Origin of the sequence: Desulfitispora alkaliphila, assembly GCF_050433185.1 — a bacterium.
Lineage (GTDB): Bacteria > Bacillota > Desulfitisporia > Desulfitisporales > Desulfitisporaceae > Desulfitispora > Desulfitispora alkaliphila.
The window spans coordinates 1-12,704 of the sequence record NZ_JBNPXS010000008.1; the positions used below are offsets into that span (position 1 = coordinate 1).

Annotated in this window: 15 protein-coding genes; 7 read left to right on the forward strand and 8 right to left on the reverse strand. The window is 38.4% G+C overall.

Annotated features, from left to right (window positions below; all coding sequences use genetic code 11):
* The 7 genes from GGQ84_RS04445 to GGQ84_RS04475 all read right to left on the reverse strand — a co-directional run.
* Positions 1 to 208: hypothetical protein (locus tag GGQ84_RS04445; RefSeq protein WP_429159703.1), on the reverse strand; the 208-nt coding region annotated here is incomplete at its 3' end.
* Complete coding sequence (locus tag GGQ84_RS04450) at positions 201 to 764, reverse strand: LutC/YkgG family protein (RefSeq protein ID WP_429159706.1); 564 nt, start codon at positions 762 to 764, stop codon at positions 201 to 203. The genes GGQ84_RS04450 and GGQ84_RS04445, both read right to left, overlap by 8 nt.
* Before the next feature lie 196 nt (positions 765 to 960).
* A complete protein-coding gene (locus GGQ84_RS04455) occupies positions 961 to 1,695 on the reverse strand; it encodes a (Fe-S)-binding protein (protein ID WP_429159708.1) in 735 nt (244 codons plus the stop codon).
* A complete protein-coding gene (locus GGQ84_RS04460; RefSeq protein WP_429159711.1) occupies positions 1,692 to 2,234 on the reverse strand; it encodes a 4Fe-4S dicluster domain-containing protein in 543 nt (180 codons plus the stop codon). The genes GGQ84_RS04455 and GGQ84_RS04460 overlap by 4 nt, the downstream gene beginning before the upstream one ends.
* A 4-nt stretch (positions 2,235 to 2,238) precedes the next feature.
* Positions 2,239 to 3,624 carry an FAD-binding oxidoreductase gene (locus GGQ84_RS04465; RefSeq protein ID WP_429159714.1) on the reverse strand — a complete coding sequence of 462 codons (1,386 nt, stop codon included), beginning with the start codon at positions 3,622 to 3,624 and terminating at the stop codon, positions 2,239 to 2,241.
* 138 nt (positions 3,625 to 3,762) lie between these two features.
* Positions 3,763 to 5,430, reverse strand: coding sequence for an L-lactate permease (locus GGQ84_RS04470; protein ID WP_429159717.1), 1,668 nt, complete (start codon positions 5,428 to 5,430; stop codon positions 3,763 to 3,765).
* Positions 5,431 to 5,857: 427 nt separating this feature from the next.
* Entirely contained in the window at positions 5,858 to 7,198 is a 1,341-nt protein-coding gene (locus GGQ84_RS04475) for a Na+/H+ antiporter family protein (protein ID WP_429159720.1), read from the reverse strand.
* 168 nt (positions 7,199 to 7,366) lie between these two features.
* Between GGQ84_RS04475 and GGQ84_RS04480 the strand changes: the two genes are divergently transcribed.
* From GGQ84_RS04480 to codY, 6 genes are all read left to right on the forward strand, one after another.
* Positions 7,367 to 7,783 carry a ferritin-like domain-containing protein gene (locus GGQ84_RS04480; RefSeq protein ID WP_429159723.1) on the forward strand — a complete coding sequence of 139 codons (417 nt, stop codon included), beginning with the start codon at positions 7,367 to 7,369 and terminating at the stop codon, positions 7,781 to 7,783.
* Positions 7,784 to 7,872: 89 nt separating this feature from the next.
* On the forward strand, positions 7,873 to 8,136 hold the full coding sequence (locus GGQ84_RS04485; RefSeq protein ID WP_429159726.1) for a YqhV family protein: 264 nt from the start codon (positions 7,873 to 7,875) through the stop codon (positions 8,134 to 8,136).
* A 38-nt stretch (positions 8,137 to 8,174) separates the two neighbouring features.
* Positions 8,175 to 9,083, forward strand: coding sequence for a phosphosulfolactate synthase (gene comA, locus GGQ84_RS04490; RefSeq protein ID WP_429159728.1), 909 nt, complete (start codon positions 8,175 to 8,177; stop codon positions 9,081 to 9,083).
* A gap of 12 nt (positions 9,084 to 9,095) precedes the next feature.
* Positions 9,096 to 9,812: a 2-phosphosulfolactate phosphatase gene (locus GGQ84_RS04495; RefSeq protein WP_429159731.1), complete on the forward strand. Its 717-nt coding sequence runs from the start codon at positions 9,096 to 9,098 to the stop codon at positions 9,810 to 9,812.
* 64 nt (positions 9,813 to 9,876) lie between these two features.
* Entirely contained in the window at positions 9,877 to 10,335 is a 459-nt protein-coding gene (locus tag GGQ84_RS04500) for a DUF441 domain-containing protein (protein WP_429159734.1), read from the forward strand.
* 122 nt (positions 10,336 to 10,457) lie between these two features.
* Positions 10,458 to 11,237, forward strand: a complete 780-nt coding sequence (gene codY, locus GGQ84_RS04505) for a GTP-sensing pleiotropic transcriptional regulator CodY (protein WP_429159737.1) — start codon at positions 10,458 to 10,460, stop codon at positions 11,235 to 11,237.
* Between the two features lie 62 nt (positions 11,238 to 11,299).
* Here codY and GGQ84_RS04510 read toward each other — a convergent pair whose 3' ends face one another.
* Positions 11,300 to 11,443 carry a hypothetical protein gene (locus GGQ84_RS04510; RefSeq protein ID WP_429159739.1) on the reverse strand — a complete coding sequence of 48 codons (144 nt, stop codon included), beginning with the start codon at positions 11,441 to 11,443 and terminating at the stop codon, positions 11,300 to 11,302.
* A gap of 151 nt (positions 11,444 to 11,594) precedes the next feature.
* Between GGQ84_RS04510 and GGQ84_RS04515 the strand changes: the two genes are divergently transcribed.
* Positions 11,595 to 12,701, forward strand: a complete 1,107-nt coding sequence (locus tag GGQ84_RS04515) for an HD-GYP domain-containing protein (RefSeq protein ID WP_429159742.1) — start codon at positions 11,595 to 11,597, stop codon at positions 12,699 to 12,701.
* The last annotated feature ends 3 nt before the right edge of the window (positions 12,702 to 12,704 follow it).

Below are 12,704 nucleotides of genomic sequence, written 5' to 3' on the forward strand. Positions count from 1 at the left end.
CTGTCTTAAATTTGTTGGTTAATTCCTCCATGCGATCTGCAGCATAGGCTTTCCTTGAGCTCACTTTATCCCTAAGAGCTTCAATATCTAGTCCATAGTAAGCATTTTCCCGTGAAATAGTGTAAGCACGCTGAAATCTATCCAGTGCTCCCGTAAGATTCTTGTTTTCCAGAGCCTTATTAACCCCTTGTTTAAAGTCCTTACTCACTTTTCTCACCCCCATCAACAAATACAACTATTAGTCTCTCAGGACCGTGTACACCTATTGTTAAAACTCTTTCAATGTCTGCTGTTCTACTAGGTCCTGTGATGAATGCAACATATCCGGGAACATTTTGGTTTAGTTTTGTCAGATAGTCAGTTATATTTTCAACTAGGTTATTAGTGGATAATACCGCTACATGCACAGTTGAAAGTGACGAAACCATGCGATCTAACACATTGGTAGCATCCTGCCCCAAGGATCCACTCTCAGCTATAGCCACATCTAATTGGGATACCCCTACATATGATGACTCCGCTTCCTTAATAATGTCATCACCGAAAAAAACACCTTGCTCTGCTTCTACTTTTTTAAGACTGTCACCTAATAACTGCGTCTCACTCCAAACTGTTTTCATATCGGTACCTACATCGTCTTTTAGCTCGCTTATAAGTTTTAAAATAAAGTCCGTTGCCTCTTCTGGGCTTTTGCAACGATGCACCTCTGCCGAGACCGCTTCAGCTTTTTGCTTAAACTTTTCATAAAGCTTTTCTTTACTCAAGTTCTCCCCCACCCTTCTTACGAGTATATATTTTTTAAATTTAAAACCTTATTATTATTAAAATAATTTCAAAGAAGACATATTTAATTGATATTCAGTGTATGATTTGGAACTGTTTATATAATGAGTGTTTTAATGGTAGTAAGTTTAAGAGGTATGATTTAGCAGGAAGACACTGAGGTCCTCCTGCTTTTTTCTATTTATAAGCCATATCTAGTATTTCTATGGTGTGATAAACTGGTAGGTCCATTTTTCCTTGATGTAGTCCATCTTCTATTTGCATTCGACAAGATCCACAGCCTGTCACTACAGCGTCTGCTCCCGTAGCTTTAATATTATCATTCTTTCGCTGGTGAATTTTCATAGATAAATCATAATGTGTAATAGTGAATGAGCCAGCACTACCACAGCATTTGTCGTGCTCTTTCATCTCAATAAATTCTAGGCCAGGAATCATTCTGAGAATTTTTCGCGGTTCTGCCTTAACATTCATGCCCCTCACCAAGTGACATGGATCATGATAAGTTACCTTTAGGTTTACAGGCTTTAAGTCTTTTGGGTTTATTTTTAGCTTTTTAACTATGAACTGAGAAATATCGTAAACCTTTTCTGCTATCCCTTTTGCCTTTGGTCCATACACAGGGTCGTCTTTCAACAGATCCACATAATTATGAATGAATGCTTCACCACAAGTTCCACAGTTTACAATAATTGCATCATAATTATCCTTGCTAAAAGTATCTACATGAGATTTAGCCATTTCTCTAGCAGTCTTTCTATCCCCATGAATTAATACAGGTGCACCACAGCAGTGCTGTTTCTTTGGAACTGTTACTTCTATTCCATTTTTAGTTAGAACATTTACTAACGCATGGCCCACGTTGGTGTACATGTAGTTAGTTACACACCCTGTAAAGTAAGCTACTCTCATTTTGAGCCACCCCCTACTGGTTTGTTAACCTCTGAAATGCTATCCCTAAATGTTTTTTTAGCCAGAGGTGGAAATACTCTCTTCGTGTCAAGGCCAACTGGAAATCTAGGTGAGTAGCCCCTTTCAGTTTGTTTTTTTAGCGCTAACCCTTTGAAAATAGCTCCAGTCTTCATGCCAAAATCAAATAACTTAGGACTAGATACCACATTAAAAATAGATTTTTTCAATGGATGCAGTCCTACATCCTCTGCAAGCGCTGCTCTTGTGGCTAAAATAATTTCATCTGGTTTAACACCACAGGGACAAATGGCATTACAAGCTTTACATGTAAGGCAATAGCCAAATTTATTTTGCAGACTTTTGTTTAAATCCAAATCACCTTTAAGCACAGCTCTAGCCAATTGAATTTTACCTCTAGCCGAATTGCTCTCAAGCAATGTTTCTTTATATATTGGACATGCAGCCATACAGTTACCGCACTTCATACACTTTGCAATTTCCTCGTCCACATATTGCAATACTTCTGCCCTTTTACTCATTGCACTACTCCCCCTTCAAAGGTACCATTTTACCCGGATTGAGAATATAGTCCGGATCTAAAGCTTCTTTAACCGTTTTTAAAAGGGCCACCCCTGACTCGCCAATTTCGTCTTTTAAATACTTCATTTTAGCCATACCAATACCGTGCTCTCCTGATAAGGTACCGCCTAATTTTAACGCTGCTGCAAATATTTCATCTACAGCCTTGTGTACACGCTTCATCTCTTCTTCGTTTCTCTCATCACAAAGAATAGTCGGGTGTAAGTTACCGTCGCCCGCATGACCAAATGTTCCAATATTAAGGTTATAGTCCTTAGCAATACGCTGTAGCTCTATTAGCATCTTAGTCAGTTCACTTCTAGGCACTGTAGCATCTTCTAGTACAGTTGTTGGGCTCATCTGAGCTAATGCCGGAAGAGCTGCTCTTCTGGCCGCCCACAGGCCGTCTCTTTCTTCATCAGTTTCTGCAACCTTAATGGTTCCGTTGTTCTTTTTCACCAAATCTACAACTACATTGGCATCCTTTGCTACAACCTCTGAAATACCATCAACTTCTATTAATAAAATAGCGTCCGCATCTGTAGGTAATCCAACCTTTGCGTAATTTTCAACAGTCTTAATTGTGGCGTTATCCATAATCTCCAGTGTAGCTGGTGTAACCTTGTTTGCAACAATATCCACAACTGCGTTACCCGCATCCTCTAGCTTGTCAAATGTAGCAAGCATGCTCTTCTTGTCTTCTGGTGCTGGAATTAACTTTGCTACGATTTTTGTGATTATCCCTAGAGTACCTTCTGATCCCACAAATAGTTTAACCATATCATAGGCCGTCACATTTTTTACAGTTTTACCACCAAAGAAAACCACTTCACCATTAGCTAGAACTACTTCTAAGCCCATAATATAGTGTTTCATCACTCCGTACTTAAGGCCTCTCAAACCACCTGAACACTCAGCAGTAGCACCACCCATAGTTGCTGTTTTAACTGTCCCTGGATCTGGAGGGAACATTAAACCATGCTCTACTAATCTGTCATTTAAATCCTGGATGATTACTCCTGGTTGAACTACAGCATTTAAGTTTTTTACATCTAGCTCTTCAATATTATTCATTTTAACAGTTAGCAACACTATACCCTTTTTTGTAGGTATGGTTCCACCACTTAAATTAGTTCCTGCCCCTCTTGTATAAATTGGTGTTTTGCTCTCCTTAGCAACCTTTACAATAGCCTGCACCTGCTCAGTAGTCTCAGGCATAACTACCGCATCAGGAACTTGACTGGGCATATCAGCTGTAGCATCGTAGGAATATGACACTAGCTCTTCCTTTTCAGTTATTACATTTCCAGGGGGTAAAATCTTTTTCAACTCACTTATAACCTTCTCCATATCTAATAACCTCCAATTCTAATTTTTCATAATTGTCTTTAAATATCCACAAAATTTGAAACGAGGGAGGAGATTTTAGGATCTCCTCCCTCTTCACTTCAGACTAACTAAATAGCTTGTTTTATTTTTAACTGTTCTTTATATCCATATTCCTAAGCCTAGAACATAAATTGCTACTGTTCCTAGAATACCTGCCATAACTAGGTAATAGGTTAATGGAATTAATGTTTGTCTGATGATTTCACCTTCTCGGTCAACTAGCCCAACTGTAGCGCCTGCTGCCACAACGTTGTGAACTGTAATCATGTTACCAGCAGCTCCACCTACCGCTTGTAGAGCAACTACAATTGATTGAGATACGCCGATTTGATCAGCAACACCAAATTGGAATAATGAGAACATCATGTTACTAACTGTATTACTACCTGCAATAAACGCACCTAGCGCTCCAATTACTGCTGCAAAGGCTGGCCATGCTGATCCTGCTATAGCTGCAACCCCTGTAGCTAACTCCATAGGCATACTTTGCAGATTTGCTTCAGTCATACCTGAGTTAATGAATACCCGTACCATTGGAACTGCAAATCCGATTGCCGAAGCAGCACCAACTACTGTCTTAAATGAAAGTCCAATTGCGTCGCTCATTTCACTCCACTTCATACCCTGAATAAAGTAGGTACAGAACACCACTGCCACAAAAATACCAAAAGGCAAGTGTAATGGAGTAATCATATGACCAATGCCAGTACCAAATATATCTGGAATTCCAAAGGAAAAGCTCTGTAATGCTCCTGCAACTGCATCAACAGTTCTACTGATAACTAGGAAAACACCCACAAGAACATATGGCATCCAAGCCTTTGTTAAAGTCATTCCCGCTCTTTCTTCTCCTACTTCACCGGAAACAGTACCCAACCACTTTGGATCCCACTGACTCTTCTCTGGGAAATCCCAAGTCGTCTTAGGAGTTAAGAAGTTGTTCTTAGCTGCAGTTACAACTATAGCCAAACCTATAAGACCACCTAGTAGTGCTGGGAACTCAGGTCCCAATACATAAGCAACGAACATATATGGAACTGTCAGTGCCAAACCAGAGAAGATAGCAAATGGCGCTGCTTCAAATCCTTCTTTGGCAGACTTATTCTTGCCAAACATCTTAGTCAATAGCACTACCATGAATAGTGGAATAAGAATACCTATTAGACCGTGGAAAACTGCTATCTGAAATCCTACTGCATTGATGTAATCTGCAAAGGGCATTCCAGAAGCTACAATTGCCTCTTCAGCCGCTGAGCCCTGAAGACCTCCAGAAACACCTACTAGAACTGGTGTACCAACTGCACCGAAGGAAACTGGCGTACTTTGGATGATAAGCGCTGACACAACCGCTGCCATTGCCGGGAAGCCAAGTGCCACCAATAATGGTGCTGCTACAGCCGCCGGAGTACCAAAACCTGCAGCTCCTTCAATAAATGCACCAAACATCCAAGCTATAATAATTACCTGAACTCTTCTATCTGGGGAAATATCGATAAATCCTCTTCTAATTGTACTAACTGCACCGCTATTTTTAAGTGTATTTAATAATAAAATTGCACCAAACACGATAAGTAAAATCTGCAATGCGAGTAATAGTCCTTGAATAATAGAAGCCCCAACTATTGTACCTGAAACATCCCAAACGGTCAATGCTAACACTGACGTTACCACCAATGCCAGTGGCATAGCGTGCTTAGCTGGCCATCTCAATAATACCAAAAACACAAATACAGTAACAATAGGCGCCAAAGCTAATATTGCGTACATTATTTAACCTCCTCTTAATCTTCAAATAATTTTAAGTAAAAAATAATACCTCATACCTCTTCAATCTTTAATCCCAGCTCTAAAGTCCTATCATCACCTCCTGTAATAACATCTAGCTTGTGAAATTCCTCTACAAAGGTCAGTTGGGCTGATGGTCTGACCGCCCAATTATTAATAATATTCTACACTTTTCTGAAATTTCCTGTCGTTATTTAAAAAATTATCAGAAAACTCACAAAAGCCACAAATGTGTTACTATTAATAGTTGTACTATGCGACATAATTTAATTTTTACAAAAATTTAAAATTAAAAAAAAACTGACCTCAATTACATTTTAAGTTATGAAAAATAAAAAGTCAATCCATAATTTTGCGAACAATCTAAAAAAGCGCTCATATGAGCGCTTTTTCTTGGAAATAGATGTTACTAAAAAATCATGGCTGCAATAAAACCAAATATAATCAAGGGTATATTAAAGTGTAAAAATGTTGGTACCACAGTATCCCAAATGTGATCATGTTGCCCATCTGCATTCAACCCTGCAGTAGGTCCTAACGTACTATCTGATGCTGGCGAACCTGCATCTCCTAAAGCTGCTGCAGTTCCCACTAGGGCAACTATAGCAAGAGGGCTAAACCCTAGAGATAAACCTAGTGGCGCGTATATAACTGCCAATATGGGAATTGTACCAAAAGAAGTTCCTATACCCATGGTAATTACAAGACCTACTAAAAGCATCATAATGGCACCTAATGGCTGGTTTCCAGCAACTATGCTAGCGGTAGCATCTACTAACTCTTGAACACCACCTGTTTCCCTAATTACTGCTCCATAACCCGAAGCCACTAGCATGACAAATGCGATAAAACCCATTAAGCCAATTCCTGAGTTCATTAATTGATTAATCTCTGTCCACCTTATCGTCTGAGTAACCACTAAAATTGTAAGTCCTAGCAATGCCCCGAGCGGCAATGATTCGAATTGAACTTGAACACCAAAAGCTGCTACTGCTGCTAATAGTGCAAAGAAATGTTGCTTATTAAAACTTTGTATTTGTGCTGTTTCATCTTCCACAATATTTATATCACTGTACTGTCTCTTTTTGCTGTATGTAAACAGCACAGCCACTATCAGTCCTACTAGCATTCCTGCCGCTGGTAGCATTAATACTTTCCACACTGAGTTTAGTGCGACTTCTACTCCATTAAGTTTTAATTGTTCTTGAATAATCTCCTGGAATATAATTCCGTAACCTGCCGGTATCGCTATATAGGGTGCCTTTAAACCAAACGTTAGCGCTACAGCTGCCGCTCTTCTATCAAGCTGCATTTTATTCATAGCCCTAAGAAGTGGTGGAATTAGGATGGGAATAAAGGCAATATGCACTGGTATTAAATTCTGAGATAAAGAAGCTATAATTGCAATTATAAATAAAAAGAAATATGTGCGTCCCTTCACCTTTTCAATTATTAATCTTCCCAAAACGCCGGCTATACCAGTTTGGCTTATAGCTACTGCTAATGCACCTAAAAGAATATAGTTTAATGCTGTGCCAGAACCTCCTCCCATTCCACCTATAAGGATATCTATAACTCCATCTATGGTAACTGCTTCACCATCTACTACTGCTTCTGTTTTTACTAATGGGATTTCAGCTAAAAGTCCTGCAACTACAGCAGATACTAACAGTGCTACTATAACATTAAGCTTAGCAAGACTTAGTGCCATCATTACTACAACTGAAACTAAAACTGGATTTGTTAACAATTTTTCTTCCTCCTTTTTTATGTTAATGCTTTATCATAATAAAGCATTAACTAGATTATATGTCTTCTCTATCCATGTGTCAATGTAAAATTTCTACACTACTACCAATGCATACATTTGCTTCAACTGCGCAGAATACAATTATAAAAATTTTTAGGAGGTGTCAACTTGGACTTAATTAACGAAGTTAAATTAGGAGTTACTAAAGGCACTCCTTTAGAGCAGGCTGTAGACATGAATTTTAAAGGCGAAAATACTGAAGTAGGCTTATACCTTGCCATGGCAAGACAAGCTGAACGAGAAGGCTACCCAGAGATCTCTGAATGTCTAAAAACAATTGCGTGGGAAGAAGCAGTTCACGCAGCTCATTTCGCCGAGTTAAACGGTGCTATTTCCGAAAGTACCAAGGAAAACTTGGAAAAAATGTTAGCTGGAGAACAAGCTGCAAACAAAGGAAAGAAGGAAGCTGCTAAACAAGCTAAGGATAATGACATTGATCCAGCCCATGATTACTTTGATGAGTCCTCCCGAGATGAGGCTCGTCACGCTCGTTCCCTAAAAGGACTATTAGATAGATACTTTTGAGAACAGAATTTTTTTCTGTTCTCTTTTCTATTTTTCAGCATCCATGCATATTCATTTAAAAAGCTTTAAACACAAAGGAGGCTCTTCTCATGGAAAAGTTAGCCTTGGGCATGGGTGCCCTTAGAATGCTATCTGGGGCTATTGAAATTTCGGCCGCACTTTTAATTTTTCATTTTGCTACAGTTGAAAAAGCATTTAAAATTAATGCTGTTTTAGCTTTGATAGGCCCCTTAATCCTTATTACTGTTACTAGCCTTGGAATAATCGGATTAGCAGATCAACTCCCCCTCTCGAGAATGTTAATTATATTAGCCGGAGTTGGTCTTATCTTCTATGGAATGAGGGGCTTTTAAAAGAAAAATCTTCTTTCCTGTAACAGCTGTAGTTGCAAATGAATAAATTGAACAGTAACAACTACAACAACACAGGAAAGGAGTCGATTATTTTGGGTGAAACTATCACTAAGGCCTGGAAGGGGGTTTTTACTCCCCCCCTCAAAGATCGCAAATCAAAACTTAGAAATACTGGTATAACTATGCTTATGGACAAAGGGTTGAGTTTAGCCGAAACAGAAAATATCTTATCCACTGGAGCTGATTACATCGATTTTATCAAGTTCGGCTTTGGAACATCCGCCTTTTACTCAAGCCAACTGCTAAAAGATAAAATCAAACTTATACGCGATCACTTAGTAGAGCCTTACCCTGGAGGTACTTTTTTAGAAGTGGCTTTGATGCAGGGTAATTTAGATTTATACTTAGAACGCGCAAGAGATTTGGGCTTTAAGTACGTTGAAGTGTCAGATGGAACTATTAGCATTTCTGACGAGGTGAGAACGTATACCATTGGCAGAGCTATAGAATTTGGGTTTCACGTGATTTCTGAAGTAGGCAAGAAAAACCCTCAGGACAAACTTACTAGAAACAAAATAGTAAAACAGATTGAACAAGACTTAGAGAATGGTGCTAAATATGTGATTTTAGAAGGTCGAGAAAGCGGCAAGGGCGTTGGTATCTATAATCAGAAGGGTGATATTGATGAAAAATCAATGGAGGATATTGTAGAGGGTTTTGATAAGTTAGATAAGTTAATCTGGGAAGCGCCCCATAAAAGCCAACAGCTAGCTTTAATTGAACGTTTTGGAGTCAATGTAAGCCTAGGAAACATCCCCCCCGGGGAGGTGCTCGCCCTAGAAGCACTCCGTGTGGGATTAAGGGGCGATACTTTAAGACACGTGATACATTCTACAGATAATGAGTACAGTTGGAAACTACCTGATCAAGTTGTTTCTAATAAGTAGGTGACTTGACTAATGAATGTGAATACAATAGCTACCTTGGACTACTATAACCCAAAACTTTATAACAGTGACGTAGTTGTAGTTATTGACGTATTAAGAGCTTCCACTACAATGGTAGCAGCCCTCCAAGAGGGCGCAAAAAGTATTATACCATGCTCCACTATATCAGAGGCATTCCAATTAGCTAATAATTATCCTACAGATGTTATCCTTGGTGGTGAAGAAAACTGTGTAAAGCCCCTCTCTTTTAACTTGGGGAACTCGCCCAGAGAGTATACAAAAGAAAGTATTGATGGCAAACATATTATATTTACCTCAAGGAATGGTGCTAAGGCCGTGGTTAAGGCTAAATGTGCACAAAAGCTTCTTTTGGGAAGTATAGTAAATGGATCAGCAATTTCTGACTATTTAAATAATGAGCCTCATAAAAATATTACTATTCTATGCGCTGGCACCCGTGGAAGCTTATCCTATGAAGATACCTTGGCCGCAGGCAAAATTATCACTCACTTAAGCGAAGAGAATAATGTAACTCTTAATGATTTCGGCTCCATGGCAGCTCTTTTGTATCAGTATGCCAAAGGGGATTTAGTAAAACATATTATAAGTAATTCTGAAGCTGCTAAAAGGCTAGAACGTATTGGTTTAGAGCGTGACATCTCATTCTGTGCTTTAGAGGATTCTCATCATGTTATTCCAAAGTTATTTGATGGCAAAATAATTACTTAAATTCTTCTATTCCCTTGTCCCTGAGCATATATTTTCACAAATGCTTAGGGAGAGGGTTTTTTTCATGAATACACCAAATATTATTTTGTTAGTATTGCTTGTACTGGGGGTTGTTAGCAAATCCAATGTAATAGCTGCTGCTGCAGGAATACTTCTAGTTATAAAAATGGTCAATGTACCCTGGTTATTTCCTGTCTTAGAGAGGCGGGGATTAGAGATAGGGCTATTGTTCTTAGTTCTCTCAGTTTTAGTCCCTTTTGCCACAGGTCGGATTCCCTTAAAAGAAATTTCCCTAACCATGACTAGCATTACAGGTTTAGTTGCCGTTTTAAGTGGTATTATTGCAACTCACCTTAACGGAAAAGGACTTGATCTGTTAACCTTAGAGCCTCAGTTGATGATTGGGCTAGTTGTAGGATCTATTATTGGCATAGTCTTCTTTGGAGGCGTTCCAATTGGCCCTCTTATGGCTGCAGGTGTCACCGTTGTGTTATTACAAATTTTGCGATTGTTCGGCATATAACTTTTAATTTGTAAAAATTCTAGTATTTTCTGCGGTATTTATGGAATAATATTGACATAGTGAGTAGAAAAGGATAAGATATTCAGAGAGCAATATGGGGATTTTTAAGGGGGCTTATAATAATGAAATCACTTTTGAAAAAGCTGGGAAATATCAACAAGCTAATCCAGAATCCTTCCGGCGATAAAATTAGCTATTCAGAAATGGCAAAAGTGCTAAGCGATAATATCCAAGCAAATTGTTATATCATCGGTAACACAGGAAAAATCTTAGGTTTTGCTTTCATGGAGGACTTTGGTTGTAGTCAAATGGAGGAAATAGTTACTGAACAACAATTTCCAGAGAGTTACTACAGCGAGCTAGGTCAATTTGATGAAACAAAGGTTAACCTTAAACGACCTGAAAACGACTGTGTTTTTACAATGAACGAAGCATGTATATTTGCCCAAAAGGTAACTACTGTAGTACCTATTACAGGTGGCGGTAGACGCTTAGGCACACTAATCCTAGCGAAGTTTAATGTGGACTTTACTGATGAAGACGTTATTCTTGCTGAGTACGGTTCTACAGTTGTCGGAATGGAAATGTTTAGAAAACACGCTGATCAAATCGAAGAAGAAGCTCGACAAAGAGCCACCGTACACATAGCCTTAGGTGCCCTCTCTTATACAGAGCAAGAGGCTGCCGAGCACATATTTGATGCAGTAGAAGGAGAAGAAGGTGTTCTTGTAGCAAGTAAAATTGCAGATTCTGCAAATATAGCACGATCTGTTATCGTTAATTCACTCCGAAAGATTGAAAGTGCAGGAGTTATAGAAGTTAGATCTTTAGGAATGAAGGGAACATTTATAAGAATTTTGAACCCTTTCTTGAAAGATGAATTGAAAAAATTGCGTCGCTAAAGAAACAAAAAAGCACTAACTCAAAGCTAAAACTTGAGTTAGTGCTTTTTTAATAGGTTATATTAATCCATTGACCACCAGGGATCAATAGATGGGACTCCTGGAACCGATGGAAAAAAGAGCATTATAGAAATAATAATAACCGTTAATATCATTGTAGCTAACAGAATAATTAAGCCCACATCTTCACCTTTTAGTTTTACCAAAAAGAACACCTCCCAGCCAGCAATATATGTTATTATTTGTATTAAAACAAGTAATATACATTAATAAGTCTTTTTATAAAAGCAGGATTCACATCAACTAAATAGAATAATAAACCAATGCATAACTATATTAATGCCAAAGGAGTTATTTATGCACAAAGTACATATTAGTGACGTAAAACCTGGTATGATTGTGGGTAAAACTATATATAGCTTTGACGGTAAGGTCTTATTAGCAAAAGGAGTAACCATTAGAGAAAGTTACATCAAGAAACTACAGCATTTAGGTCTCCCTGCTATTTATATCTCAGATCCAAATAGCCCTGCTGAAGAGGTTTCTGATGTAATCTCTGATAGTACGAGAAATGAAGCAAATAAAAATATTAAAGATTTCTTTTGCAACCTGCAATTCAATGACAAAGTGGATATTAAAAAAATTACATCCTCTGTAAATAATATTATCGACGATCTTCTCAGTCAGAAAAAAATGGTGGTTAATCTTAATGACATAAGAACTTATGATGATTATACCTTCGGCCACTGTGTAAATGTAGGTGTCCTATCTATCATTACGGGCATTACTCTAGGATTCAACCACCTCCAGCTAAAGGAGCTTGGCATCGGTGCCATACTTCATGATTTAGGAAAAACAAAAATTGAAAAAAATGTTTTAAATAAACCTGGAAAGTTAACAGCAGATGAGTTTAATGAGATTAAAAAACACAGTAAATTTGGATATGATTTAATGCGCCAATTAGAAAACGTCTCTGCCCTTTCTTCACATATTGCCTTTCAACACCATGAGCGTTGGGACGGAACAGGTTATCCTCGTGGCTTAAAAAAAGAAGAAGTTCACCTTTACGCTCGAATCGTGGCAGTGGCAGACGTTTACGATGCTCTAGTAGCTGATCGCATATATCGCAAGGGTTTTCTTCCTCACGAGGCAATTGAAATCGTAATAGGTGGTACGTATACTCAGTTTGATCCAAATATTACTGAAGCTTTTTTTAAAAACATATCAGCTTTTCCCATTGGATCTTTAGTGAAGCTGAACACAAATCAAGTAGGTGTCGTAGTAAATGTGCCAAAGGGTTTACCTACCAGGCCAGATGTCCGACTGATTAGCGACAAGGACGGAGCCCACCTACGAGAATGTAAACCTTTAATACTATCTGAGCATCCTACAATCTTTATAACGGAAGTTCTAACACCAAAAAGCTCATCTCAAGTTAATTTAAATGTAAATAGTGGGAGGTAATTA

Excerpts from the sequence above, each read along its gene's own strand:
- GGQ84_RS04470 (WP_429159717.1), bottom strand. The coding sequence starts at position 5,430 with ATGTACGCAATATTAGCTTTGGCGCCTATTGTTACTGTATTTGTGTTT.
- GGQ84_RS04495 (WP_429159731.1), top strand. The coding sequence starts at position 9,096 with ATGAATGTGAATACAATAGCTACCTTGGACTACTATAACCCAAAACTT.
- GGQ84_RS04455 (WP_429159708.1), bottom strand. The coding sequence starts at position 1,695 with ATGAGAGTAGCTTACTTTACAGGGTGTGTAACTAACTACATGTACACC.
- GGQ84_RS04500 (WP_429159734.1), top strand. The coding sequence starts at position 9,877 with ATGAATACACCAAATATTATTTTGTTAGTATTGCTTGTACTGGGGGTT.
- GGQ84_RS04515 (WP_429159742.1), top strand. The coding sequence starts at position 11,595 with ATGCACAAAGTACATATTAGTGACGTAAAACCTGGTATGATTGTGGGT.
- codY (WP_429159737.1), top strand. The coding sequence starts at position 10,458 with ATGAAATCACTTTTGAAAAAGCTGGGAAATATCAACAAGCTAATCCAG.
- comA (WP_429159728.1), top strand. The coding sequence starts at position 8,175 with ATGAATAAATTGAACAGTAACAACTACAACAACACAGGAAAGGAGTCG.
- GGQ84_RS04465 (WP_429159714.1), bottom strand. The coding sequence starts at position 3,624 with ATGGAGAAGGTTATAAGTGAGTTGAAAAAGATTTTACCCCCTGGAAAT.
- GGQ84_RS04460 (WP_429159711.1), bottom strand. The coding sequence starts at position 2,234 with ATGAGTAAAAGGGCAGAAGTATTGCAATATGTGGACGAGGAAATTGCA.
- GGQ84_RS04485 (WP_429159726.1), top strand. The coding sequence starts at position 7,873 with ATGGAAAAGTTAGCCTTGGGCATGGGTGCCCTTAGAATGCTATCTGGG.